The sequence below is a fragment of the Solibacillus sp. FSL K6-4121 genome, assembly GCF_038002585.1.
GTDB classification, from domain to species: Bacteria; Bacillota; Bacilli; order Bacillales_A; family Planococcaceae; genus Solibacillus; species Solibacillus faecavium.
In genome coordinates this window covers 873660-896596 of record NZ_JBBOCS010000002.1, presented here as the reverse complement: position 1 = coordinate 896596, position 22937 = coordinate 873660, and the positions used below count along the sequence as shown (strand labels likewise).

The 22937-nt window shown below is 36.0% G+C and carries 34 protein-coding genes and 2 riboswitches; of the genes, 28 read left to right on the top strand and 6 right to left on the bottom strand.

Going from position 1 to position 22937, the window contains the following annotated elements:
* The first annotated feature begins 28 nt into the window (after positions 1-28).
* From MHH95_RS13940 to MHH95_RS13905, 8 genes are all read left to right on the top strand, one after another.
* On the top strand, positions 29-646 hold the full coding sequence (locus tag MHH95_RS13940) for a serine protease (RefSeq protein WP_340728062.1): 618 nt from the start codon (positions 29-31) through the stop codon (positions 644-646).
* A gap of 23 nt (positions 647-669) precedes the next feature.
* Entirely contained in the window at positions 670-2007 is a 1338-nt protein-coding gene (locus MHH95_RS13935; protein ID WP_340728061.1) for a dehydrogenase, read from the top strand.
* A gap of 320 nt (positions 2008-2327) precedes the next feature.
* On the top strand, positions 2328-2969 hold the full coding sequence (gene cbpA / locus MHH95_RS13930; protein WP_340728060.1) for a cyclic di-AMP binding protein CbpA: 642 nt from the start codon (positions 2328-2330) through the stop codon (positions 2967-2969).
* A 138-nt stretch (positions 2970-3107) separates the two neighbouring features.
* Positions 3108-3740: a hypothetical protein gene (locus MHH95_RS13925; protein ID WP_340728059.1), complete on the top strand. Its 633-nt coding sequence runs from the start codon at positions 3108-3110 to the stop codon at positions 3738-3740.
* Positions 3741-3865: 125 nt separating this feature from the next.
* Positions 3866-4249: a hypothetical protein gene (locus MHH95_RS13920; RefSeq protein ID WP_225231104.1), complete on the top strand. Its 384-nt coding sequence runs from the start codon at positions 3866-3868 to the stop codon at positions 4247-4249.
* Between the two features lie 136 nt (positions 4250-4385).
* Positions 4386-5096 carry a cytochrome c biogenesis CcdA family protein gene (locus MHH95_RS13915; protein ID WP_191698812.1) on the top strand — a complete coding sequence of 237 codons (711 nt, stop codon included), beginning with the start codon at positions 4386-4388 and terminating at the stop codon, positions 5094-5096.
* 55 nt (positions 5097-5151) lie between these two features.
* Positions 5152-5517, top strand: a complete 366-nt coding sequence (locus MHH95_RS13910; RefSeq protein ID WP_191698813.1) for a response regulator — start codon at positions 5152-5154, stop codon at positions 5515-5517.
* A gap of 32 nt (positions 5518-5549) precedes the next feature.
* Positions 5550-6041, top strand: coding sequence for a CcdC family protein (locus MHH95_RS13905; RefSeq protein ID WP_191698814.1), 492 nt, complete (start codon positions 5550-5552; stop codon positions 6039-6041).
* Positions 6042-6093: 52 nt separating this feature from the next.
* Here MHH95_RS13905 and MHH95_RS13900 read toward each other — a convergent pair whose 3' ends face one another.
* Positions 6094-6528 carry a DUF2621 domain-containing protein gene (locus MHH95_RS13900; protein ID WP_191699408.1) on the bottom strand — a complete coding sequence of 145 codons (435 nt, stop codon included), beginning with the start codon at positions 6526-6528 and terminating at the stop codon, positions 6094-6096.
* A 118-nt stretch (positions 6529-6646) separates the two neighbouring features.
* On the opposite strand from MHH95_RS13900, the gene MHH95_RS13895 reads away from it, so the two are divergent.
* The 4 genes from MHH95_RS13895 to MHH95_RS13880 all read left to right on the top strand — a co-directional run bounded on the left by MHH95_RS13895 (position 6647) and on the right by MHH95_RS13880 (position 8047).
* Positions 6647-6865 (top strand): DUF1659 domain-containing protein, encoded by a 219-nt coding sequence (locus MHH95_RS13895; protein WP_191698815.1) that lies wholly within the window; start codon positions 6647-6649, stop codon positions 6863-6865.
* Positions 6866-6897: 32 nt separating this feature from the next.
* Positions 6898-7119 (top strand): DUF2922 domain-containing protein, encoded by a 222-nt coding sequence (locus MHH95_RS13890; RefSeq protein WP_191698816.1) that lies wholly within the window; start codon positions 6898-6900, stop codon positions 7117-7119.
* A 62-nt stretch (positions 7120-7181) separates the two neighbouring features.
* Positions 7182-7322, top strand: a complete 141-nt coding sequence (locus MHH95_RS13885; protein ID WP_191698817.1) for a YvrJ family protein — start codon at positions 7182-7184, stop codon at positions 7320-7322.
* Positions 7323-7435: 113 nt separating this feature from the next.
* Positions 7436-8047: an SCO family protein gene (locus MHH95_RS13880; protein ID WP_340728058.1), complete on the top strand. Its 612-nt coding sequence runs from the start codon at positions 7436-7438 to the stop codon at positions 8045-8047.
* 387 nt (positions 8048-8434) lie between these two features.
* Here the strand turns inward: MHH95_RS13880 and MHH95_RS13875 are convergent, their stop codons facing one another.
* The gene (locus tag MHH95_RS13875; protein WP_340728057.1) at positions 8435-8920 is read right to left on the bottom strand and encodes an HIT family protein; all 486 of its coding nucleotides are present in this window, start codon (positions 8918-8920) and stop codon (positions 8435-8437) included.
* Between the two features lie 142 nt (positions 8921-9062).
* On the opposite strand from MHH95_RS13875, the gene MHH95_RS13870 reads away from it, so the two are divergent.
* The 7 genes from MHH95_RS13870 (at position 9063) to MHH95_RS13840 (ending at position 13241) form a co-directional block, all read left to right on the top strand.
* Complete coding sequence (locus MHH95_RS13870; RefSeq protein WP_340728056.1) at positions 9063-9593, top strand: GNAT family N-acetyltransferase; 531 nt, start codon at positions 9063-9065, stop codon at positions 9591-9593.
* Positions 9594-9626: 33 nt separating this feature from the next.
* A complete protein-coding gene (locus MHH95_RS13865) occupies positions 9627-10538 on the top strand; it encodes a hypothetical protein (protein WP_340728055.1) in 912 nt (303 codons plus the stop codon).
* On the top strand, positions 10516-11196 hold the full coding sequence (locus MHH95_RS13860) for an HAD family hydrolase (protein WP_340728054.1): 681 nt from the start codon (positions 10516-10518) through the stop codon (positions 11194-11196). The genes MHH95_RS13865 and MHH95_RS13860 overlap by 23 nt, the downstream gene beginning before the upstream one ends.
* Positions 11197-11212: 16 nt before the next feature.
* A complete protein-coding gene (locus tag MHH95_RS13855; protein ID WP_340728053.1) occupies positions 11213-11968 on the top strand; it encodes a nucleotidyltransferase domain-containing protein in 756 nt (251 codons plus the stop codon).
* A 114-nt stretch (positions 11969-12082) separates the two neighbouring features.
* Complete coding sequence (locus MHH95_RS13850) at positions 12083-12409, top strand: hypothetical protein (protein ID WP_339212275.1); 327 nt, start codon at positions 12083-12085, stop codon at positions 12407-12409.
* Positions 12410-12546: 137 nt separating this feature from the next.
* Positions 12547-13104 (top strand): cysteine peptidase family C39 domain-containing protein, encoded by a 558-nt coding sequence (locus tag MHH95_RS13845; protein ID WP_340728052.1) that lies wholly within the window; start codon positions 12547-12549, stop codon positions 13102-13104.
* Between the two features lie 2 nt (positions 13105-13106).
* Positions 13107-13241, top strand: a complete 135-nt coding sequence (locus MHH95_RS13840) for a hypothetical protein (RefSeq protein WP_340728051.1) — start codon at positions 13107-13109, stop codon at positions 13239-13241.
* A 96-nt stretch (positions 13242-13337) separates the two neighbouring features.
* Here the strand turns inward: MHH95_RS13840 and MHH95_RS13835 are convergent, their stop codons facing one another.
* Positions 13338-13748: an Lrp/AsnC family transcriptional regulator gene (locus MHH95_RS13835; RefSeq protein ID WP_339212269.1), complete on the bottom strand. Its 411-nt coding sequence runs from the start codon at positions 13746-13748 to the stop codon at positions 13338-13340.
* Positions 13749-13853: 105 nt separating this feature from the next.
* Here MHH95_RS13835 and MHH95_RS13830 point away from each other — a divergent pair, with 105 nt between their 5' ends.
* Complete coding sequence (locus MHH95_RS13830) at positions 13854-14261, top strand: carboxymuconolactone decarboxylase family protein (RefSeq protein WP_339212267.1); 408 nt, start codon at positions 13854-13856, stop codon at positions 14259-14261.
* A gap of 67 nt (positions 14262-14328) precedes the next feature.
* On the top strand, positions 14329-14898 hold the full coding sequence (locus MHH95_RS13825; RefSeq protein ID WP_339212266.1) for a GNAT family N-acetyltransferase: 570 nt from the start codon (positions 14329-14331) through the stop codon (positions 14896-14898).
* Positions 14899-15026: 128 nt separating this feature from the next.
* On the opposite strand, the gene MHH95_RS13820 is transcribed toward MHH95_RS13825, so the two are convergent.
* From MHH95_RS13820 to MHH95_RS13810, 3 genes are all read right to left on the bottom strand, one after another.
* On the bottom strand, positions 15027-15230 hold the full coding sequence (locus tag MHH95_RS13820) for a transcription initiation factor TFIIIB (protein WP_339212264.1): 204 nt from the start codon (positions 15228-15230) through the stop codon (positions 15027-15029).
* A 20-nt stretch (positions 15231-15250) separates the two neighbouring features.
* The gene (locus MHH95_RS13815; protein ID WP_339212263.1) at positions 15251-15940 is read right to left on the bottom strand and encodes a VC0807 family protein; all 690 of its coding nucleotides are present in this window, start codon (positions 15938-15940) and stop codon (positions 15251-15253) included.
* 348 nt (positions 15941-16288) lie between these two features.
* A complete protein-coding gene (locus tag MHH95_RS13810; RefSeq protein WP_339212262.1) occupies positions 16289-17482 on the bottom strand; it encodes a transglutaminase-like domain-containing protein in 1194 nt (397 codons plus the stop codon).
* Between the two features lie 200 nt (positions 17483-17682).
* A riboswitch (FMN riboswitch) is annotated at positions 17683-17817 on the top strand.
* Positions 17818-17916: 99 nt separating this feature from the next.
* A riboswitch (FMN riboswitch) is annotated at positions 17917-18049 on the top strand.
* Between the two features lie 121 nt (positions 18050-18170).
* Between MHH95_RS13810 and ribE the strand changes: the two genes are divergently transcribed.
* The 7 genes from ribE to MHH95_RS13775 all read left to right on the top strand — a co-directional run bounded on the left by ribE (position 18171) and on the right by MHH95_RS13775 (position 22758).
* The gene (gene ribE, locus MHH95_RS13805; protein WP_340728050.1) at positions 18171-18806 is read left to right on the top strand and encodes a riboflavin synthase; all 636 of its coding nucleotides are present in this window, start codon (positions 18171-18173) and stop codon (positions 18804-18806) included.
* Between the two features lie 14 nt (positions 18807-18820).
* Complete coding sequence (gene ribB / locus MHH95_RS13800) at positions 18821-19432, top strand: 3,4-dihydroxy-2-butanone-4-phosphate synthase (protein WP_340728049.1); 612 nt, start codon at positions 18821-18823, stop codon at positions 19430-19432.
* A 15-nt stretch (positions 19433-19447) separates the two neighbouring features.
* Complete coding sequence (gene ribH, locus MHH95_RS13795) at positions 19448-19912, top strand: 6,7-dimethyl-8-ribityllumazine synthase (RefSeq protein ID WP_191698830.1); 465 nt, start codon at positions 19448-19450, stop codon at positions 19910-19912.
* Positions 19913-20074: 162 nt separating this feature from the next.
* Complete coding sequence (locus MHH95_RS13790; RefSeq protein ID WP_340728048.1) at positions 20075-20281, top strand: spore coat protein; 207 nt, start codon at positions 20075-20077, stop codon at positions 20279-20281.
* Between the two features lie 17 nt (positions 20282-20298).
* On the top strand, positions 20299-20607 hold the full coding sequence (locus tag MHH95_RS13785) for a spore coat protein (RefSeq protein ID WP_339212256.1): 309 nt from the start codon (positions 20299-20301) through the stop codon (positions 20605-20607).
* A gap of 973 nt (positions 20608-21580) precedes the next feature.
* Positions 21581-22042 (top strand): hypothetical protein, encoded by a 462-nt coding sequence (locus tag MHH95_RS13780; protein WP_340728047.1) that lies wholly within the window; start codon positions 21581-21583, stop codon positions 22040-22042.
* Between the two features lie 287 nt (positions 22043-22329).
* Positions 22330-22758 (top strand): hypothetical protein, encoded by a 429-nt coding sequence (locus MHH95_RS13775; protein ID WP_340728046.1) that lies wholly within the window; start codon positions 22330-22332, stop codon positions 22756-22758.
* Positions 22759-22937: the final 179 nt, after the last annotated feature.

Genomic DNA, 22937 nt, shown 5'->3' with positions numbered 1-22937 from the left:
ATAAAATAATTGATGAGGTGATATATAGTTGAAATATTTTGAAGCATCCAACTCTTTATTTCTTTTAAATGAGCAACAGCGGAACCAATTTTCAAGACTTGAATACTATGATTACTTTTATCACTTAATTCACCCAGACTTCCATTCCTTATCATTCGCGAATTTTAGTTTAAGTGATTTATGGGTTTACTATTACTTCGAGGAAGTTCCGATTATAAATTCCGAGCATGCGCTCCACTATTTATTAAGGAATTTTATGCTAAATGAAGTCCTGATCAGTGCGAAATTTAAACGATTGAAGAAAACGACAATCGGTTCCTATACCAATGCTTTAATGGCAGCTGTTCTCACAGTAAATCTGTTTATGGATATTTTAAGCGAGCTTCTCAGTTCCATACCGAAAGAAGAAAGCGATTTTTACATGAAATTTGAAAACAGCTCGAAGCAACTATTTAATGATCGCTTTGCAACTTATGAGCATTATCCGAAAAAACTTGTCCTCATTGAGACTATGATTATTAAAAGCATGCGGGGATACCTAGAACAGCATGAAGCGACCTATACTGATCGGAAATTAAACGTAATACGTTTTATGGATCAATTTACAATTACAAAAAGAGAGCTATTTGAGCTGCCGGTAGTTTAAAAGAATAGGAGGTCCGCAAATCTATGGTAGAACGTGTGAAAACAATACATGAGCTAGAAATTTATCGATCACAGCCATTCCCATCGCAGGAAGCACAGTATGAGGGTTTTGAATCGATTTTTACATACATTATTCAAAAAGGCGATGCTGAAACAATCAATGACTTTATACTCTTGGAGAGTAAGCCATTTATATTGTCTCACGACTACAACATGAAGCTGTTGCAATACTTAATGAATCAAGAACCTTATTTCAAGGACAACTTAAAAGAGTGTCTAGCTGTACTCTATTTAGTAATTGGGCATTGCTATTATTTTAGTCTGGATTTCGAAAAGGCGAAAAACTACTATAAAATTGCGAGTAGCTATGCACTTCAATTCGAAAATTACTCCGTCCTGTCAATCGCAATGAATAACTACACTGCAGCACAGAAGGAAGTTTTGCCGAGTGATGTATTATGGCAATTGAGTAAACTCCCAGCAGTCTTTTTTAAGATGGGGTCAGAATATGATGAGCGATACTTCATAACACGATTTATTGCGCATATTGAAATATCACTACAACTTAATAAAGTTCAGTATGCTGAAAGTTTATATAATAGCTATTTTACGGGATATGAAGTGGAAAAGGATTCTCGCATTGATTTACATATTCGTGTACTTCGGGGGAAAATACATTATCAAAAAGGTGAATATGAAACAGCAATAGAGCTGCTGCATGAAGTACTCATCGTCTGTATGAATTTAAAAAGAAATAAAGATTTAGTTCAGGAATGTTATACGTTCATTACCGACTCATATAAAATGCTGAATGAGGATAGCATCTCTCGGGAAATGGAACAATTTCATGCGCTGTTTTACCGGAAAATTGAAACAGACAAGCGCTATATGGAAAAGTATATTAAAGCTGCCTATGACAATGAGTATGAACAGGATGAGCATTTCCTATCTCCTTTATCACGATTTAAACTTGCAGGAAAGTGTTTATTGAGTAATGTAGAAAATGATGGGCATACACTAGTTCTAGTGGATTGCAAAATATTAACATGTGAAGAAGAAAGCATTAGTGAAATCCTTTATTTAATCAATGACGAAATGATGAAGGCAATGAAGCAAGAGATTATTACGAGCACACGAATCGACGCGTCGACAATCGGCTATATCATCCAATTATCGGAACAGGAGACCGATGAGCTGTGCGCAAAGGTGTTTGCAAAAATCCGCGAGCAATACCCAAGGAACGGCAGTGTGTTGGAGGCCATCTATTTTGCCTCGGTTAATAATAAGGAAAATAATCTGGCAAACTATCAAAAATGTCTCGATTTAGCGTATGCCTATATTTATTATGAACTTTACAAATAGTTTTATTTGATTCATCACCATAAGTTGGGGATGACAAAATTACCGCCTCGCGATAGCACAAGCGGCTTGATTAGGTGTTTTTTACTTCACTATATAACGAGGGCAAAATTTTGGGATTGGTGGGCCTCGCAAACGACAATAAAGGCAGTGTTAGCGCTGTCTTGCCGCAGCCCACCAATCAATCAAATGAAATTTTATTAGAAAAACAACCCCATGTTCTGGTGATTAGCCTTTTATTTTACAAAATATTCAAAAAATAACTTCCGTAATTGGGATTCTACTATTAAAATAATAGATAGAACACCAAAGGAGGTAACACAATGCTTGTAAAACAGAAGTATGTTAAAAAGAAAGATGTAAGCTATGTAAAAGAAACTGACTTGATTTCAGATGTACTCGGTCAATTGAATGACAATGGCTACCGATGCATTCCTGTGCTGGACGAAGCCGGCGAAAAATTTATCGGCAATATTTATAAGGTAGAATTACTCGAACATAAATTAAAAGAGGGCGATATGAAAGTACCGGTAAAAATTCTAACAGAAGAGCCCGATGCCTTCATTCATGAAAACAGTTCTTTTTTTGAAGTGTTCCATTCTATTAAACAGCTCCCATATCTAGCAGTAGTTGATACAAAAGGGAACTTTTCAGGCATTTTACCCCATTCAAAAGTGTTCGAGCTTTTGGAAGAAGCATGGGGCTACCGAACAGGCAGCTGTGCGATTACCGTTGCACTGCCGGATACGGACGGTATATTAATTAAAGTGCTGACGGCAGTTAAAAAGGTATGGCCATTACATTGTGTGTTCTCGTTAGATGACGATACTACCTATTTGCGCCGTGTTGTCATGACTTTGACTAAAGGTGCTAAACAGTCTACAGTAGATGAGCTGGAAGCGGCTATTACAAAACAAGGTGCGCGTATTATCGACCTTGAAATATTTGATAAAGAGAATTTTTAATGGGAAAGCGATTCGTTCAAATAGAGCGAGTCGCTTTTTTTATTGTACTAATACAGATGCAACCAAAAATTTTAGAGGATTTTGTCAGTTTATAGCGAATTTTAAGTAAATGGGGATTTATTTGAAAGGGGAGTTACTATGCTAATTCAAGTAAAAGGGGAAAAGATTAAATTTACAAAAATGGAATTAATTGTACTAGAACAGAGGGTTGAGAATTTATTCGAAAGTTTCGATAAAAAAACGTTGCATGAACTTACATTGCAAAAGAAATACGACCATCTGCAGGAGGAAGTAAGCCGCCATGCACAGCATGTAATGAATTTACCAGCTGGAAAGGCGTTAAAACGATTAAAAGATGAGGGGAACCTCTTTTACAAGCAGTTTCTAAACAACTACGGAGATCTTACATATACACGCTTTATCGTCAGTGGGGACGAGGAATTACTAAAGCAAAAAGGGATATATACGATTATCGTCAATGATGAGCTGAAATTTTGTGGGGTTTGCGCACGAACATTTAAAGAACGCTTTAATCAGCATATCGGGAACATTTATGCGAAAGGCTGCTTCAGAGACGGCACAGCGACACATTGTCATGTGAATGCGAATATTACGTTAATGCTACCAGATAATGCTGTCCATTTTGCTATTTATCTTATGGACAACGAAAAGGAAATGAATAGCCTAAAAAACGCTATAATTAACCGATTTGAACCGGAATGGAATTTACGTTCGAACAGAGATTTGTACGAATTAACGTCCGCATTTTAGTTTTTTTCAACTTTCACACCAATGTAAGAAGGTAATTTTTCACATCATTAAAAAAATCAATCACTTTTCTCGTTTCATTTGCCTATATTAGTGGGAATAGTAAATGAAAAAGAACAGGACAGGTGATGATTGTGGAAGCAGCATTAAAATATTACAAGCAAGTCCATAGTGAATATTTATGGCTTCATTTAGTAGTAGCTATCGTATTATTATTTACATCCGTTTTTTGGTTTGTCCTTCCATATTTCGTAATTAGTTACGGAAAATATACGACGACACCTTTTCAGCAAGTGATGATCTTGATTGGTTTATATACTTTACCTTCGTTGGTTGTGACATTACATTGCTGGTTTATCAATTTTAAAGCGGCACTTCGATGGAAAAAGGTCTATCCAAAGGAATGTGTATGGCGCTGGTCGATTAAATTCCAGACAATTACAATCTTCATTGTAGTACTATTTACATCGGTTATTTATTCTAGCTTACTGATTATAGATATGATTCGGTAGAAGGTAAATTACTTCGTTTCTTCGTTTCACATATACCTCACACGGCTGTCAAAAAAAATTCACATTAAAAAAGTGAGTAATGTATTGGAAAATTTGGTACGATTGAGGCATCAATGTGAAGGAGATTGAATGCAGCATGAATACAGATTTAAATATCTTCTTAGCGTTTGGTGCTGGATTTCTAAGTTTTATCTCACCATGCACCTTACCGCTTTACCCAGCGTTTTTGTCATACATTACCGGCATGACCCTCGATGAGCTCAAAACCGAAAAGGGAATGATGCAAAGACGCGCCATTTTACATACTTTATTTTTCCTGCTCGGATTTTCCATCATATTCATTGCAATAGGGTTTGGAACGTCTCTAGCAAGAGACTTCTTCTTCCAGTATCAGGATTTATTGCGTCAAGTCGGAGCGATTTTAATTGTTGCGTTCGGTTTAATGATTGTCGGCTTATTACAGGTCAATTTTTTAATGAAGGACCGTAAATTTCAATTTAAAAATCGTCCTTCAGGATATTTAGGCTCGTTGTTAATCGGCTTAGCATTTGCAGCAGGTTGGACACCATGTACAGGGCCAATATTAATGGCGATTATCACACTTGGTGGGACGAACCCTGACTCTGCTATTTGGTATATGATTGCCTATTACTTAGGTTTTGCCATTCCGTTCTTTACATTATCGTTCTTCATCACACGAATGAACTGGATACGTACTCATAGCCAAAAAATTATTAAAGTTGGCGGTTATATTATGATTGCTGTCGGAATTCTATTGTTCTTCGATGGTATGACATATATTATTACAATTTTCTCGCCAATTTTCGGCGGATTTACAGGGTTCTAATAGTTCCATGCTTTTTAATACCATGCTATACTATTGAAAGTGATGTGATCATTAAATGCCGACTGTGTTAGTTGTAGATGATGCGCTTTTCATGCGTGTTACAATCGGAAATATATTTAAGGATTTCGGCTTTGAAGTGGTGGGAGAGGCTGCCAACGGAAAAGAAGCAGTTCTATTATATGATCAGCTATTGCCTGACCTCGTAACGATGGATATTACAATGCCGGTTATGACAGGCATTGAAGCGGTGCAACGGATAAAGGCTAAACATTCAGATGCCAATATCATTATGATTACGGCACTTGGTCAGCAAACTAAAATTAAAACCGCCATTGAAAGTGGTGCCAAAGATTTTATTACAAAGCCTTTTCAGCCTGAGCAATTAAAAGAGGTCGCATCAAATGTTCTCAACTTAACGTAATACTTATTTGTCAACATAAGAGGAGGAATATGATGTTTGACAGTATACCTTCTCACTATTTATTAATTGGTTCGACGATTATGGCCGTCATCATGGGTTCGTTTGTCATGGTAATACGACTGCGCGCACAAAAAAAGCCGGTATCCACTAAAAAAATACTCATCCCTCCATTTGCCATGTCAACAGGAGCATTGATGTTTATTTTTGAGGAATTTCGAGTAGCACCTCTTCAAATAGCAGAAGCGGCTGCACTGGGCTTACTGTTTTCGGTAGTGTTAATACTAACGTCGAAATTTGAAATCCGGGATAACGCAGTCTATATGAAGCAATCAAAGGCGTTTCCATTTATATTAGTGGGATTATTGGTTTTACGGATTATTTTAAAATTAATATTTGCAGAAAGCTTTGATGTAGGCGAGCTTGCGGGAATGTTTTTCATTTTGGCGTTCTCCATGATTTTACCGTGGCGTATTGGTATGCTCATCAAGTATAAGAAGCTTGAAAAGTCTCAAATCATCGCATAAATAAAGGCTGTCCATGAAAGTTATTTACTTTCATGAGCAGCCTTTTTACGCATTATGCCTCAAATAAATGGTCATAGTGCGTTGTATCAATTTCCATTTCCTTCAGTTTTTTACGCAGAAATTTATGGTCGCGTTTAGGGGAGGCGATAATATAACCACGGATAATTAAATCCAAATCAATTTTCGTAGCATGTTCCTCTATAGCAATTTCCCCGATTTTCCCAGCAATTTTTTCCTTAGCTACTTGACGAAACAGCTCAGGTACAGGACTTACAAGTTCAGAGAGTAACTCTTTTTCTTCATGTCCCCATAAATGGATCGTTTTATCTAAATAAATGGCTTGCCAGTCCAAATCTGATTTCCCATCCTGTTTTGGGAGCGCCTTTAAAAATTTGCGGAACATAAAGAAGCCGCCGATCCCCATAAGCGAAACTAACACGACAACCCAAAATAATATAAACCATAAAAACCAGCCTTCTAAGCCCACAATATTCACCTCAATTTTACTCAATATGTCTATTATATAAGGTTTTGTAAATTTTTTCATCGTCATTGTCCCTTTTTTCAAAAAATCGTGACATATATAGGGCAAGGAGGTGATAAACATGAACGAATTCGGATTCCTTTCTGCAACATTGACGGTATTCTACCAAACGGGCCTAGATGAATTTAATGAGCCAGTAATTAAAAGCTCAACTTTCCGAAATGTGGCGATGAATGCAACAGCACAGCAACTTCACACTGTGGCAACAACAATCGTCGGATTAACAGATTATGATTATATCGAATCTGTGAAGACACAAAAAGAAAGTGTAACGGCCTAACGAACCAAAAATAATGGACAGGAGGTGAGCGTATGGCACAAGTATTACAATTAACATTTGCAAATGCTGCTGGAAGCACAATGACGATTAATATCAATGATCCAAAACCAAATTTAACGGAAGCTGAAGTAAATGCAGCAATGCAAGCAATTATTGACCAGGCAGCATTCTCAAAAGAAGGGTTTTTATTCAACGTGAAAAAGTCTGCAAGAATTGTTGAGCGTCATGTAACAGCGATTGACTTGATTAACTAAAAGGAAGGCCGGTGAAGTGCAATGCTTTACCGGCTTTTTATATAGTCGAAGGAGGGATTAGAATGGACCAGTGGATAGCAATCATTCAGGAAGTAACGTTTCCAATCTTTATTTCATTTTATTTGTTATATCGAATTGAAACGAAGCTTGAAGCGATTCATACAGCACTCGTCTCACTTAGTAATCCGGTAGAACGCAATTAGTTGTGAAGCGCGGTTTCACAATTTTGACACATAACCTTTCGCATGATAACTATTGAGAATGTGGACAACATTCGATAAGATGAAGGTAATGTTTGGGAAGTGGAGAGAGATAAATGAAAAAGAAAAACATAATACTCGCATTTGTACTCGTAATCGCTACAGTACTTTCTGCTTGCAGTAATTATCAATTTAAGCCAACAACAAGTTTCGAAATTTCCGATTTTACAATGACCGATCACCGCAATGAAGAAGTGACACTTGATAGTTTAAAAGGGGAACCATGGCTTGCAATGTTTATCTTTACAAGCTGCACAACAATTTGTTCACCAATGACTCAAAATATGAAACTAGTACAGGATGAAATCGAAAAGAAGGGGCTTGAGCAATATAAAATTGTCGCCTTCTCCGTAGACCCTGACTACGATACACCAGAGCGCTTAACGGAATACTTAAGCCGCCATAACCCGTTAAATGAATCGAAATGGCATATGCTTACGGGATACGACCAGAAATTTATCGAGCAGCTCGCAATCAATTCATTCAAAACCCCGGTTAGAGCAAGCGTAACCGATAATCAAGTCATCCACGCCGATACATTTTTCCTAGTCGATGAAAAAGGAGTAGCGGTTAAAAACTATTCCGGTACAGGCCAAGGAACTGACGGCGTACAATATGAGACAATTGCTAGCGATATAGAAGCATTAATTAATGAACGATTAAAATAATAACAGGTTTAAGTTTGAGCTCACTAAAAGGGGAAATGCTTTTAGTGAGTTTTTTTGTGGTTTTGAAGCGGGTGTGAGGTTGGGCCGGGGTTATTAGCAGATTTTTTATTTTATTAGAAAAACAGGGAGATATATTCGAAATAGCCGAGCCCATTTCAGCGGCGATCTGAGATATTAGCAGATTTTTCATTTTATTAGCATATCGGAGCAACTTATTAGCAAATCAGGTTACTTTATTAGCAAATTTCGCAGGATATTTGAAGAACTCAAGAATATATTAGAAAACCCCAGTTTTATTAGCACATTTTAAAATTTATTAGCACATTTTAGTATGATATTAGAAAAAATTTTCAGTCGCGGATGAATGAAAAGTATCAAGCAGTTAAATTATTTATTCAACTCCTCTGTTAGATCACGGATTGCGTCCATAACTTTTTCAACATTTCCTTTATCATTCATTTTGTTTCTAGCGTGAAGTAATACCGGTCGTACTGACTCTACTGAACGTCCGAATTCATACATCCATTCATATCTCGGAACCATCCAAGTATGGAAATGGTGGGTAGTGTCTTCGTTATAAAAATAATAGACATATTCGATTCCTAAAACGTCTCTTTGTGCTTTTCTTATTCTTGATAAAATATTTATGTAATCTAATCTTTCGGACTCGGTTAATTCATCTAAACATTTAATATGTCTTTTAGAAGCTAAAATTATTAATCCTCTAATTGGATAAGCTACATCTTGATGAGCATGAAAATACGGTGTTTCAACAACCACACCGCCTTCAGGTTCAACTAACCCGCTTGTTATTGCACAACTAAGACATTCAACTTCTACGGTTTCCCCATTTGATAAGGTGATTTTTCTCAAGTGTTTTTCCCCCGAACTAATTTTAAATACCAGCTTTATCCATTATAAAAGTAAATCCAATTTTTCCACAAATAAATTACGAAAATTTTAAAAATATAATCCCAATATAAGGTAAACTAAATGTAAACAGGAGGGGTTTTGTATGCAAATTAGGCAAGCACAGTTGGAGGATGCTGCGGGAATCGCCAAAGTACATGTCGATAGCTGGCGGACGACGTATAAAGGAATTATTCCGGATGAATATTTGGATGGTCTATCCTACGAACAAAGAGAAGAACTGTGGAAGAGAAATATGGCAGCTCCCAATAATTACATTGTTGTTGCAGAAAATAGCAATGGGCACATTGTTGGCTTTGCTACTGCAGGGAAAAGGGAAGAAAATGAAAATGAGAATGCATCTGATTTAACTTCTATTTACCTGTTTGCTGATATGCAAGGTTACGGCATCGGGAAAATGCTTATGAAAGAGCTATTTATCTATTTCACTCAAAACGGTTATGAAAAGATATTTGTGGAAGTGCTAAAGGATAATAAAACCCGCCATTTTTATGAACATTACGGCGCTCACCTAGTAAAGGAAGTCCAAATCAAAATAGGCGGCAAAGTAATTGATGAGCTCATTTATGAGTGGGAAAGTGCTGAGAATGTACTAGAAAAACTATCGATCTCCTAACACCAGATTTATCAGGAAATGAAGTGATAAAATATGTGGCAAATCAAACATGTACAGGATATTGATCTATCTACATTAATGGATGAACTAAGGCTTCAATTGGAAGAGGTAAAGCCTCGTATTGAAAAAAAGGCATTTCATCAGTTATTTATTCTTGAAAAAGATGACGAAATCATGGGGCTCTCGCTTAGCTGGTTAAACAGCTTTCATCCTGAAGCTAAATATGTAAGAGTCTATACAACTTCAGCCTGTACAGAGACAAATTGGCCGACAGCTCTATATGAGCAATTATTCAAAGATACATATTCGCAGAAGCAGCTTATCTTTTCATGTTGGGATGAGAAAAAAGATGCTATTTCTTTTATGGAAAAGCAAGGTTTTAAGCTATTTAGGAAAACGTATATGCCTGATTTAGAAGTAGGGGCTTTATTACAGCAAATGCCGACTGTTCCAACCTTTAAACAATATGAATCTCTAAATGATGTCCTGCAAAACGAGGAGAAGAAACGAGCCTTTCTTACACAACTAAAGGAAAACTATGAGAACACACATTTACATAATCCTGTGCAAACATATACGTGGCAACAGTGGGGAGAAATATTGCTCGATGATGAACCTGATCTAGATTATAGCTATGTTGTATTTGAAGGAGCTCAAGTAGAGGCGTATATTTTGTTGCATAAATTAGGAAATCATTATGAAGTCGGATGGACTGGATTTCAAGGAAATACCGAAGATGAGTGGAAATTGACAGCTCTTTTCAAAACACAAATGGAACTGTTACAGCGTGAAGGAATAAAGAAGGTTTCTATTGAAATAGATACAACAGATAACAGCGCCTTTTCATTATTCAGCTTTCTGAATTTTAAACAATTTCCTAGCTGGAACAGTTATTCACGCAAAATCGATAGGGGTAATTTAAATGATCAAAGCAGTGATATTTGATTTAGACGGTACATTATTAAACAGGGATGCATCGGTTAAGCAATTCATAGCCAATCAATATGACCGTTTCTATCACCAACTACATACTATTAAACGGCTGGATTTTTTAAACCGATTTATTGAACTGGAACAAAGAGGTTATGTATGGAAGGATAAAGTGTATCAGCAGCTCGTACAAGAATTCAGTATTGAAATCTCATGGGAAGTCCTGCTTCAAGATTATATAGCCCATTTCCATTCTTACTGTATCCCTTTTGCCCTTTTGCATGAAATGCTTAATGAGCTGAAACAGAGAAACCTCCGATTAGCAATCATTACAAATGGTTTCGGACAATTCCAAATGGATAATATCCATGCACTCGGTATTGCAAACTATTTTGATACCATTTTAGTGTCAGAGTGGGAGCAAATGAAAAAGCCGCAGCCTGAAATATTTCATAGGGCACTGAAACAACTTAGCGTTCAGCCTGATGAAAGTATTTATGTAGGTGACCATCCTGTAAACGATATAGAAGGGGCTCAACGTTTGGGCATGAAAACTATTTGGAAAAGAGATCCGTATTTTGGTTCAATAACTACACCTTATATAGTTGATGATTTAGATGAAATTATAGGTATTATAGAAACGATCAATGAATCCCAATCCAGTCTGCTTTGATGAGGAGGTATTTTATATGCATTTGGAAGAGGTTGTACAAGTACTGCTTGCAAGTTTAAAAGGAAACTCTTTAGTGAAGGCTGTGTTTTTAAAAGGATCGATAGCGCGTAATGAACATGATTCTTTCTCAGACATCGACTTATATTGCCTAGTAGAGGAAGACGATGTAACGGGGTTTTTGCCGCATCGCCTGGAGCATTTAAAAGCTTATAAAGAACTGATTTTTTGGGATGATATTTTCATAGTAGCGCCCCAAATATTAGGCGTGTATGAAGACTTCATTCACATCGACTTGTATACGGTTACTCCAAAAACGCTTAATGAAAAGGATCATATTAAAATACTTTATGACCCCGAGCATTATTTGAGTGATTACGAACCATCTCTTCAAGCATCACCTGCGCAGTTTATCGATGCAGTGGATGATTCGATTTGGTTTTTATATCAGTATAACCAAAGCGCTAAGCGTGGAAATGATTTATGGTGTTGTCACCTGCTTCACCTGTCGTTCGGCAACATCGGTACCATTTTGTTGCATCACTACTGTCCTGAAAAAGCTATATTAGGCTTGAAAACATTAGAGTCTGCCATACCAGGGGACAAGGCAGTACAGATGCACAACATTATGAACCATATTGGCGTCAATACTCATAAAGAAGCTGCACAGTATATGTGCCATCTACTTGAACAGGAAAAGGAATGGATCTTTTCTAAACTAAAGGAGCCGGAAAGAATTTTGAAATTTTGGGAGAGAGTGATGCAAATTATATAGCAAAATAATGAACATTTTGTCCATTAAAGTCCAATCATATAAGCCTCTTTCCTAGATACATACCATATATGTTTGTTAGTATGAAACAGAGATGAATTTAAAAGGGTGAATTTGATGTATAAAAAAATGTTAATCGTATTCAGTGCAGCTACTATTTTATCTGCATGCGGAAATAGCGCCGATGCTGAGAAAGAAGTAATTGAAGCGCAATTTGAATTGCATGGGGATTATGCAAATTTACCAGAATACCAGTATATCCTAGAAGAAATTGAAGCCGACCAATATAATTTCAATACAGTAAGTGACAATGATGATAAGCGTGTCATTACGATTCAAGCGGATCGTGAAAATTACCGATCTATTTATGTTCATAAAACATCTCGCTTAATCATCCAGCATGAAGGGGATCAAGGCGAAATATTTAATGAAGAAATTGATTGAAGTCATATATAACTAATTCAAAGTCCTCCTACTAGTAGCGGGGATTTTTTACTCTATGCTAAGGGGGAAGTACTATATTTATAGTTAATACAGTCATTTTATGGATCGTTATATCCACACTTATTAATACATATTTAATGACATTTCCTATTCCCGTTTTACGTAAAACAGCTTATCCCGCCAACTATCTGATTCAACAAAATAATCGGATAGATTTCCAAAACAATACGGAATGTGCGGCTTTTTCAACAGCGTATATTCTGCGCCATTTTGGTATGGAGGCAGATGGGGAAGCGTTATACACACATTTTCCTAGTAAAACGATGGCCGGCAATGTATATCCTAAGGGAATTCGTACGGTGTTAAGAAAAAAGGGCTTTAAAACAAATTATTATAAAGGGAATATCGACACATTAAAATACGAAGTTAGTAAAGGTACTCCTGTAATAGCTTTTATTAAAGTACATAAAGATTTCAATAACTTGCATTTTGTCCCGGTTGTAGGCTACGACAAGGAGTATATTTACCTTTCAGAGTCTTTAAAGCATCTGGTGAATATTGAAGGTAAACACAAGAGTTATAATCGAAAAGTTCCAATCGAAGAATTTAAAAAACTATGGGATATAAAGAGAATGCATATGCTTTTTTATAGCAATACGTACTTAGCGGTTCATGCCAATTCTAAGGAGGGATGAGCATGCTTAAATTTATCGATGATATGGCTGGGGCTATATTTGATATTTTTAAATATATCTGTTATTTTTTTGCCGGCGCAATAATCGTTGGTGCACCACTATATTTAATTGCTAAATTTTTTGAGTGGTTTTTTTAATGGGATATATGAGGTCCGAGTATGTAAGAAAGCTGTTCAAAAATAGAACAACTTCCTTCCTATATTAACTTGCCAATAACATGTTGAAGTGTTTTCTTATTTTACTTCAGAAAAAATAAAGTTTGTTTTTGTTTGTGCAAATAATAGTAGTTCATCAATAAAAAGTTCCGCATTTTCAAGTGTAGAGAAATGTGCTTTTAACATAAAACAGGCATTCCCTGCAATTCTATAACAAAATTCTACATTTGAATAAGACAAAATATGTTGTTTGAATTCCTCATAACGGTTATTTTTAATTGTTGCTTCAATAATTGCAGCAATAGGAAATCCTAGGTTTTTCGCATTTAAATTAACGGTGTAACCTGTAATAATTTCCTTATCTTCTAATTGCCTTACCCGTTCTCTAACAGCAGGTGATGTTAAATGAACGCGACGACCTAGCTCGCTCATTGATAATCTACTATCTTTTTTTAGTTCTTGTATAATTAATTCATCGATTAAATCCATCTCGAATAATCCTTTCTATTTTTAAATAGTAATACTGAAAATACATTAAATGAATTATGTGAAACTGTCTATAATTATTCTATCCTAAAACAGGAGGGATGAATAATGACAATTATAAAAATGAACAATATAGGGGATACACCATTTCAGCAATTATTTGGCTTCAATCTACAAATTCAAGAGCAATGGGCTAGTTTAGGAGAGGCGCTTGAAAAAGATGGATTTTTATCTGCAACATTAAAAGAGCAAGTTCGTAGAATACTCGCACAAGAAAACGGCTGTCAATATTGTAAAGCAAAACCTGACCCACTACTTTACGATGAAAAAACAGCTATATGTACTGGATACGCTCAAGCCTTTTTGAAAACAAAGGGGCACACACCATTGAATGTTACGTTAGTTTTAAAAGAATATTTATCGGATGAAGAAATTAGTGAACTTCTTGCTTTTATATGTTTTACGACTGCTTCGCAATATTTTGGAGCCTTAATGCAATTGCCGCCTTCTCAATAATCTTTAATGATAAGGTGTTCCACTTTGGAAATATGTAAGAACAATAATTAATAGGCGAGGGTAAAAAATGATAAATTTTTTAGGGACACAGAAAATAGAAACCGAAAGATTAATCCTTAGAAGGATGGAGATATCCGATATTCAAAAGGTGTTTGATCACTGGCTTTCAGACGAGCGGGTTTCTGACAACAGAGCGAGCGCAGCACATAGGACCGTTTCAGAAACAAAAGAAAGAGTAACAAAAATTATAAGTAATTATGCTAGTAATGAATTTTGTTGGTGGGCAATTGAGCGGAAAGTTGATAGAGAATTGATTGGAGAAATCGATTTGTATGAATTCGATAACGCTACCGGAAACTGTGAAGTAAGCTATTCGATTGGATATGAATGGTGGAATCAGGGGTATGGGACGGAGGCGTTAAAGGCGGTTGTGGAATTTGGGTTCAAATATATGAACCTTCATAAAATTTCTGCTGCACATAATACTGACAATCCTGCATCAGGTAAAGTAATGAGTAAGGCAGGGATGGTTCAAGAAGGAATTATTAGACATATGATTCGCAATGCCAAAAACCAATACAAAGACTGTGTTATTTATGGAATACTTCAGGAAGATTATTTTAAAACTAACGATTAAGCCAAAAATATATTCATTAGGTTACTGTAATAAAATATATAGAAACCTTACAAGGTAGTTATCAAAATATGTAGCCCATTGTAAAGTTCAATGGGCTAGGACAAAGGGATTCAAGTTTCCCGGTTCGGTTAATACGTGTCCTTAAACCGCTCCGGCTTTTTCACATAGCCTTCAATTATAAATCCGCACTCCGTACAAATAATGTATTCAATAATAGACCCAAACCCTAATTTATTGACGAGGGACATGACACTATGACCACTGTGCTGGCCTTTTCCTAATTCCGTCGAACCGCATTTTGGACATTCACTTACCTTTGTAGAATGGCTCAATTTCTTCACTCCTCATTTTGCTATACTGATTCCGTTACTACTTCCGAACTTTCTGTCTCCGGTTGCTTGTTTTCCTGAGATTGTTTTGCATGTTTTTGTATAACGTTATTTATATTAAAGAAAAGTCCCATTACGATAATGGAAAATACCCAGCCCGCTACTTTTTTATAGATGAGCATGTCCCCATATCCGTCGATACCATATTTATTTAGCAGAAATGCCGTTAATCCTGCCATAACAAGACCTCGAATAATAAACACCGCTTGGATGATTTGGAACCATTGGAAAATACCCTTTTGAAAAAATAAAGTTTTGCTGTCTTTTCGGTCATAGCCCTGCAAATACGCAAAATCAACCGCGATATATAATGTAAAAGGACGCTTCACAACGAACAGAATAAAATATATAAATGTATAAAAAAGTCCTAAATAAATTCCGTTAATAATCATTTGCTCTGCTGAACCTGACAGTAAATCCACAGTTGTACCAATTAGCATCGAACCTAAAATAAATAACCCCGTTATATTAAATTGTCTATCCACAATAAATCGGTAAAGGGTATAAACAATACCAGGAACGGTTGAAAGCAGCATGGCAACATAATCCCCTAAAGGTTCCCTACCAAAATTCCAAATAATATAGGGTAATGCCGCATAAAATAGCAACTCAAGTAAAATAGAATTTTTATTCGACTGTGTTTTTTTTGCCATAGAATCCTCCATATATATCAAATGTAATTACAATTATTCTCTAATAAAATTCCACTTGATTGGTGGGCTACGGCAAGACAGCGCTAAAGCCACAGATACGTGTCTTTATCACTGCCTTTATTGCCGTTTGCGAGGCCCACCCATCCCAAAATTTTGCCCTCGTTATAAGGTGAAAAACAACCAATCAGCCGCTTGCGCTATCGCGAGGCGGCATTTTGTCATCCCCAACTTATGGTGATGAATCAATTATAAACCCAATTGTAATAAAATGGATTATTTTATTTCCTGAGAAATTGAATGAAAATTAAGAAAATAGATAGAGAAGTTATTTACAATACTGCAATGCAATTAAACTAATTTTGATAAATTAGAGATTAAAGGCAATAAAAAGTACAGTGCAACAACCGTGTAAAATAATGCTCTTTCTCTTCTGGCTATAAATGAAATACATATAACAATAACCGAACCAGCTGTTAATGCAGAAAAGAAAGGACTGCTTAACAGAAAGCTAAATATTATGGAAATAAAGAAAACGAAATAGGAAAAGCTTTTTAATTTTGAAAAGAACCCTAGAGCGCCGGTTTCTGTAATTTTCCATTGACCTAAATAATTATGCTGATTTTTATTAGGTTTTATCGATAAATTTTCCTGGTCAAACCGCACGTAGATCGGCTGCATGTATGGTACACATCCTTTTACTGCCTCGTAGCCCCAATAAAAAGGCTGACCGTCAATTTGAAAAGGCACGATGGGAGGATATTTCGAATCGACTATAGTTTGTTTATCCAGATCATTATATTTAGGGGAAAGATACAGCTCTGCATCATTGGAAAAAACAACTCGCTGCTGTTCTAATTGCCCGAAGTATGCGGTCCATTTTAATGTTCGAACATTACTGAATAAAAATTGAGTTTTTTTCTTCTTTTGAATATAGGCCATGCTGCAATCAACCGGAATCCAGCCCGTTTGTTCGTCAAAAAATTCGTTCCACACATGTGCATTCATCTTGCTGTTTGCCCAACTGCCTACAAGGGATCGGCACGGGATACCAATAGAACGGCAAAGGGAAGAAAACATAAAAGCATACTCGCCACAATCACCTTGCTTCGCCTCTAAAAAAGACTTGATGCCTCTCCCCTTAGGCGGGTACATATATTTAAAATGATTGACTACATAATGGAAAATTGCCTTCGCTTTTTCCATTGTCGATACAGCGCCAGCCGTTATTTCATGTGCTAGATTCCTCATCTGTTCATCCACAACAACAAGTGTGCCGCTGCGTAAATAAAATGCCTTTTCTTTATTCGTAAGTATTTTTTGTTCGTTTTGTTTATACGTATCGATGGAATAATTCATTTGAAACTGTTCATTTTCTTTTAAAGTAAAATAAAAGAGTTCATTGTTCCCGTCATCAATTACTTTTTCTTCAGGAGAATGAGTACAAATCACGTCAGGATGATCCATCGGTAAAGTAGTCCATATCCTTGTTATACCTTTATTTGAGTTATGATACGAATATGCTATATTGACAATGTTTTTCATTATAGACACCTTTTCTTTTCCTAGTTTTTAAAAAATTCTGGATATTTTTATATACGGATGCCCACCTTAAAAGTTTCATTTTAATTAACAAAATAGCAAGTTAGCAGAGGTAAATGGAATGATACTTATGGAAGCAAGAAGGTCCGAAATGACTATTAGTATTCTAAAAAATCTATGTTACAATAATTTTCAAATAAAATAATTTCCTTCGGGGTCGGGTGAAATTCCCAATCGACGGTGATGAGTTTATCTCTAAGCCCGTGAGCCGCTTTTTGCGTGCAGGATTTGGTGCAAGTCCAAAGCCGACAGTATAGTCTGGATGGGAGAAGGAATAGCAACGCATTTTTGAAAATTCGATTTAAAATGTGCTTTTTTGCTATACACTTTTCCCGTCGCGCCAAGTGATGGGATTTTTTTATTGATAATTTTATATGAATTTCCTTCGGGGTCGGGTGAAATTCCCAATCGACGGTGATGAGTTTACTCTAAGCCCGTGAGCCACTTTTGTGTGCAGGATTTGGTGCAAGTCCAAAGCCGACAGTATAGTCTGGATGGGAGAAGGAAGCAATGTCATGCGTTTTTTGAAATATGTGTTCAAAAGGCTTATTTGATGCTGCTAAATTTCCCTCTCATCGAACTCCGAATTCAATCGGGGTTCTTTTTTTACTTTTAAAAAGAGGTGAGTAGGATGTTTACAGGAATTATTGAAGAGTTAGGAACTGTGGAGCAGATTAGTCAGTCCACACAAACGATGGAATTAGCCATTCGCGCAAGTAAAATTTTAGAAGATGTAAAGCTTGGAGACAGCATTGCGGTGAATGGAGTTTGTTTAACAGTGAAACAATTTACGTCCAATTCATTTTTAGCGGATGTGATGCCTGAAACTGTTAAAGCAACAAGCCTGCAACAATTGACTGTAGGTATGCATGTCAATTTGGAACGGGCAATGCTGGCGAATGGCCGTTTTGGCGGACATATTGTATCTGGCCATGTTGATGGTGTCGCAATCATACAGCGGAAAAGACCTGTTGCAAACGCGGTTTATGTAGATTTAGCGATGGACCGTACTTTAGTTGCACAGTGTATCGAAAGAGGTTCTATTACAGTCGATGGCATAAGCTTAACGATTTTTAATATGACAGATACACTCGTTACCATTTCCTTAATCCCTCATACTTACGAACAGACTGTGTTGGGCTATAAAAAGGCCGGGGATGTTGTGAATATTGAAATAGATTTGATCGGGAAATATGTGAAAAAACATTTACAAAATCAAACGGCAAGTACGATTACAAAGGAATTACTGCAACGTACAGGGTTTTAAAGGAGTGGGAAAAGATGAATACGATAGACGAAGCAATTCAAGCATTAAAAAATGGTGAAATTATTATTGTTGCCGACGATGAACATCGTGAAAACGAGGGTGACTTTCTCGTTTTGGGTGAATTTGCAACACCGGAAAATATTAACTTTATGGCCCTTCATGGCAGAGGATTAATATGTACACCTATATCTCCAGCCATCGCTGAAAAACTATGTCTTCATCCAATGGTCCAAAGTAATACAGATACATATCAAACGGCTTTTACGATTAGTATCGATCATATTCATACAACGACAGGAATCAGTGCATTTGAACGTTCAGCAACGATCTTGGCATTACTTGATCCAGCAGCGAAGCCGGAACATTTCCACCGTCCTGGACATGTTTTTCCTCTCATTGCAAAACAAGGAGGCGTAATAGAGCGCCGTGGTCATACTGAGGCAGGGGTAGATCTTGCAAAATTATGCGGGTCGATGGAAGCCGCGGTCATCTGCGAAATTATGAATGAAGATGGTTCAATGGCGCGGATGCCACAGCTTGAAAAACTCGCACTAAAACATCAGCTGAAATTTATTACGATAGAAGATTTAGTTCAATATATAAAAATAAACACAATGGTTGTATAAGAAGGAGCAGATAAAATGGGTAAAACTTTTGAAGCACAATTAGTAGGTACAGATTTAAAAATCGGAATCGTTGTCGGTCGGTTCAATGAATTTATTAATGATAAATTATTAAGCGGTGCAATTGATGGATTAAAAAGACACGGTGTAAATGAAGATAATATTGATACTGCCTGGGTACCAGGTGCATTTGAAGTACCCTTTATTGCAAAGAAAATGGCAGAAGCCAATAAGTATGATGCAGTAATCGGGTTAGGTACAGTCATTCGCGGATCAACAACGCATTATGATTACGTATGCAATGAAGCAGCTAAAGGCATTGCCAAAGCGGGCTTGGATACAGGGGTACCGGTTATTTTCGGGATTGTCACAACTGAAAATATCGAGCAGGCGATTGAACGTGCAGGGACAAAGGCGGGGAATAAAGGCTATGACAGTGCAATGTCTGCTATAGAAATGGCGAATTTAAATAAGATGTTTTAGTTTCATAAATAAAAGGGCTTTTCGGAAAAGATTCATTCAAATTTTCGAAAAGCCCTTTTTTCTTTTATACATTTCTTACATAGCTTCATCAATCCATAGTGATTATTTTTATGTAAGTTGGGTAAATAACTGTGAACACTTTATGAAAGAGGAGGTATTATAATGGCCGCTAAAAAGGAACTAGCTTTACATGAGCAACTTGAAGTCCATGAAGTACTGATTTTTAAAACGAATTGTGTGACAAAAGGGAAATTGTTTGTTGATCTTGTACAGGACAAAAAGTTAAAAGAAATTCTTGAAGAGGATTTGGAGCTTTCAGTAAAAGCAATTAAAGATTTAAAAAAAGTGCTTGCTGACGCAAGTAAATAATACGTGAGGTGAAAAAAATGGCGACAAAAAAATCAGAAACTCAAACTGAAGAGCTAAATGTATCGATCATTGATGATATGGCAATTGCGACAGATTTACTGCTTACATCGAAAGCTGCAGTCAGAAGTTTAGCGGTAGCTATTACAGAAACAGCAACACCTTCTGTGAAGAAGCTGTTACGTCGTGAGCTTGATAATGCGATTGACACACATGATAAAATTGCACAGTATATGATTAAAAATGAAATGTACCATGCCTATGATTTACAAGAGCAGATGGAGCATGATCTGGAAAAAGCGGATATTGCATTAAAATTAGCGAAATAATAGTTTAAAGCGGCTGATATTTAATCAGCCGTTTTCTTCAGCCTAAAACTGTCGTATCGATTAACATTCATGCCTTTTTCGATTTGATTTGGAAACGTTATTTAGAATGATTCTGTATGCTTTATCAATCTTTTAATGGAAGGTTAGACAACAATAAATTGATTAGGAAACCACTGATGGTAAATATAATCGTCCCGATCAGCACCTTTACTAATGACACCTCGATATCCACAATATGATCAGTCTCCTGTGTTATTTCAAGTACTGTCCACCAGTTATCGATTGAGGATTCATATATGGCAAAGTATAACCATATTAAAAAACAGAAGGATACAAATATAAAAATCCCCATTTTTTTATTCATAACACACCTCCTATACAACTTTTCGCAAAATCAGAATGTTATACCCATTTAATCTTTCTGATATTTTTTATTCTGAATAGCAAAGAAAATCCAAATCATTACTAAGAAACTAGCAATTCCATTTATCGAAGAAAAATTTATTTTAAATATCCACCTAATTATGTCTTGGCTAATTATAGATATTAGTGTCAAAACGCTGACTAATAGCAAGGAGTGTAATATTAATTTTGGGAAACGTATTTGAGAAAGTCGTGGGAAATTCATTATATTATCACCTAGTATTGAAGAATTCTAATAATTCAATTATACACTTTATTAGTAAGGGCGCCTCTATTATTGTGAGTTATTTTATTCCGAGCAGGTGACATATTGCATGAATTTTAGTGTGGTCTTTAATAAAGATTGATAATTAATCTGTAAGGATTACAATTTTCTTATTCCACAAACGGGCCATTATCTTGAATAACGCCTAATAAGAAAAACTGGATATTTATGTTAATATATAGAGGGTCTTGTGAATAAGTGAACTTAAACTAAGCAGGTTAGGTTGAAAAAGCGTCCAATTGATAGGGGGATTTAGTATCAGTGAAGAAGTTAAAATATCTGAGTTTGATTCCATTATTCTATTTTGTCTTAATCCTTTCAGGTTGTAATGAGCGTGTAGACAATTATTACTTGTCGTTAATGGGTGAAAGTGATAATTGGAGTTTAACAAACTATGAAATTGTTCTAACTCAAGAGGACTTTAAAGCAGGTAACGGAACATTAAGAATCAAAGATGAGAATGAATATATGACAGATTGGTTTGAGTTTATTACCCATGTAGTTATTAACAATAAAGATACAGTAGTTCATCACAATATGGAAAGTGGCCCAGGTACAGATTTAACAGAAAAATCGACTGGAGCAATTGAAGGGCCAGCGTACTTTAATGAAAATAAAGCCCCGATAACAATTGAGCAAGTTGATAGCATCTATATGATTGTTAAATGGAAGGATAATAATAACAAAGTTGAAGAGAGAATCGATTTATATAACAAGATAAATAAAGAACATTCTTTCTTAAACTAACGAGAGATTTTAGTTGAATAACAAACTTCCACAATCGGGCGCAATTCTTTAATAAGGATCACACCACTTTTCATTAAAGGGCCATATTGTTGAATAACATTTATATAGGGTAGTGTCTGAATAGATTAAAATTTCGCCGATAAGAAATATGTTAATAAGCAAGATGGCACCATGGTAAGCTATTTTTAAAGGGGGAGTTTAATTAAGTGAAAAGAAAATTATTTTTCAGACTTTCAATAGGTTTGAACATATTACTCGTGGCAATTGTAGCTTGGGGAATTATAAAGATGAACTTCGTAAAGGAGCAAGTTGTTGTTACAGAAGTCCAAAGTAATTTAGTAGAGTTGGAAGGCTTGATCGCTAACCAGATGGAAGATAATTGGTCTGAACCTAATTTGGTTACAACTGAATTAGGCGATGTATTAAACGGTATTTGGCTTGGAATGACAACTGGCAAGCAATTGGGAACGCTTTCTAAAAGTGAAAAGGAAATTCTTGAACATTTATATTTCAAGTTAAACCAATTTCCAACTGATGAATTATATAGATTTGCTGATTTAACCGTAGAAGATAAGCGGAACTTTGAAAACTTAAGGGAAGCACTTCGTGAAGTTGGATTAGGATTACGTATTACTAGAAGTGCCAATATGAATTCTTTTATGAGCCAAGCAGAAGCGTTAAATAATAAAATTGAATCCCCATTAGTTCCAAAATGACAGTTTGTTAACCAACACCCCCAAATAATTGAAAGTGGGGTGTTTGCGATAAACTCACTAACTCAACCCATGCTCCCCAGAATATTATTTTATAGGACCTATGTAGCATATATTTTAAAACCGTGTTATGTTATTTAAAGAAATACAATAATTACAAGCAGCGTGTTTTTCAAAAGCAT

Excerpts from the sequence above, each read along its gene's own strand:
- MHH95_RS13935 (WP_340728061.1), top strand. The coding sequence starts at position 670 with ATGGTAGAACGTGTGAAAACAATACATGAGCTAGAAATTTATCGATCA.
- cbpA (WP_340728060.1), top strand. The coding sequence starts at position 2,328 with ATGCTTGTAAAACAGAAGTATGTTAAAAAGAAAGATGTAAGCTATGTA.
- MHH95_RS13925 (WP_340728059.1), top strand. The coding sequence starts at position 3,108 with ATGCTAATTCAAGTAAAAGGGGAAAAGATTAAATTTACAAAAATGGAA.
- MHH95_RS13920 (WP_225231104.1), top strand. The coding sequence starts at position 3,866 with ATGATTGTGGAAGCAGCATTAAAATATTACAAGCAAGTCCATAGTGAA.
- MHH95_RS13915 (WP_191698812.1), top strand. The coding sequence starts at position 4,386 with ATGAATACAGATTTAAATATCTTCTTAGCGTTTGGTGCTGGATTTCTA.
- MHH95_RS13910 (WP_191698813.1), top strand. The coding sequence starts at position 5,152 with ATGCCGACTGTGTTAGTTGTAGATGATGCGCTTTTCATGCGTGTTACA.
- MHH95_RS13905 (WP_191698814.1), top strand. The coding sequence starts at position 5,550 with ATGTTTGACAGTATACCTTCTCACTATTTATTAATTGGTTCGACGATT.
- MHH95_RS13895 (WP_191698815.1), top strand. The coding sequence starts at position 6,647 with ATGAACGAATTCGGATTCCTTTCTGCAACATTGACGGTATTCTACCAA.
- MHH95_RS13890 (WP_191698816.1), top strand. The coding sequence starts at position 6,898 with ATGGCACAAGTATTACAATTAACATTTGCAAATGCTGCTGGAAGCACA.
- MHH95_RS13885 (WP_191698817.1), top strand. The coding sequence starts at position 7,182 with ATGGACCAGTGGATAGCAATCATTCAGGAAGTAACGTTTCCAATCTTT.
- MHH95_RS13880 (WP_340728058.1), top strand. The coding sequence starts at position 7,436 with ATGAAAAAGAAAAACATAATACTCGCATTTGTACTCGTAATCGCTACA.
- MHH95_RS13870 (WP_340728056.1), top strand. The coding sequence starts at position 9,063 with ATGCAAATTAGGCAAGCACAGTTGGAGGATGCTGCGGGAATCGCCAAA.
- MHH95_RS13865 (WP_340728055.1), top strand. The coding sequence starts at position 9,627 with ATGTGGCAAATCAAACATGTACAGGATATTGATCTATCTACATTAATG.
- MHH95_RS13860 (WP_340728054.1), top strand. The coding sequence starts at position 10,516 with ATGATCAAAGCAGTGATATTTGATTTAGACGGTACATTATTAAACAGG.
- MHH95_RS13855 (WP_340728053.1), top strand. The coding sequence starts at position 11,213 with ATGCATTTGGAAGAGGTTGTACAAGTACTGCTTGCAAGTTTAAAAGGA.
- MHH95_RS13850 (WP_339212275.1), top strand. The coding sequence starts at position 12,083 with ATGTATAAAAAAATGTTAATCGTATTCAGTGCAGCTACTATTTTATCT.
- MHH95_RS13845 (WP_340728052.1), top strand. The coding sequence starts at position 12,547 with ATGACATTTCCTATTCCCGTTTTACGTAAAACAGCTTATCCCGCCAAC.
- MHH95_RS13840 (WP_340728051.1), top strand. The coding sequence starts at position 13,107 with ATGCTTAAATTTATCGATGATATGGCTGGGGCTATATTTGATATTTTT.
- MHH95_RS13835 (WP_339212269.1), bottom strand. The coding sequence starts at position 13,748 with ATGGATTTAATCGATGAATTAATTATACAAGAACTAAAAAAAGATAGT.
- MHH95_RS13830 (WP_339212267.1), top strand. The coding sequence starts at position 13,854 with ATGACAATTATAAAAATGAACAATATAGGGGATACACCATTTCAGCAA.
- MHH95_RS13825 (WP_339212266.1), top strand. The coding sequence starts at position 14,329 with ATGATAAATTTTTTAGGGACACAGAAAATAGAAACCGAAAGATTAATC.
- MHH95_RS13815 (WP_339212263.1), bottom strand. The coding sequence starts at position 15,940 with ATGGCAAAAAAAACACAGTCGAATAAAAATTCTATTTTACTTGAGTTG.
- MHH95_RS13810 (WP_339212262.1), bottom strand. The coding sequence starts at position 17,482 with ATGAAAAACATTGTCAATATAGCATATTCGTATCATAACTCAAATAAA.
- ribE (WP_340728050.1), top strand. The coding sequence starts at position 18,171 with ATGTTTACAGGAATTATTGAAGAGTTAGGAACTGTGGAGCAGATTAGT.
- ribB (WP_340728049.1), top strand. The coding sequence starts at position 18,821 with ATGAATACGATAGACGAAGCAATTCAAGCATTAAAAAATGGTGAAATT.
- ribH (WP_191698830.1), top strand. The coding sequence starts at position 19,448 with ATGGGTAAAACTTTTGAAGCACAATTAGTAGGTACAGATTTAAAAATC.
- MHH95_RS13790 (WP_340728048.1), top strand. The coding sequence starts at position 20,075 with ATGGCCGCTAAAAAGGAACTAGCTTTACATGAGCAACTTGAAGTCCAT.
- MHH95_RS13785 (WP_339212256.1), top strand. The coding sequence starts at position 20,299 with ATGGCGACAAAAAAATCAGAAACTCAAACTGAAGAGCTAAATGTATCG.
- MHH95_RS13775 (WP_340728046.1), top strand. The coding sequence starts at position 22,330 with ATGAACTTCGTAAAGGAGCAAGTTGTTGTTACAGAAGTCCAAAGTAAT.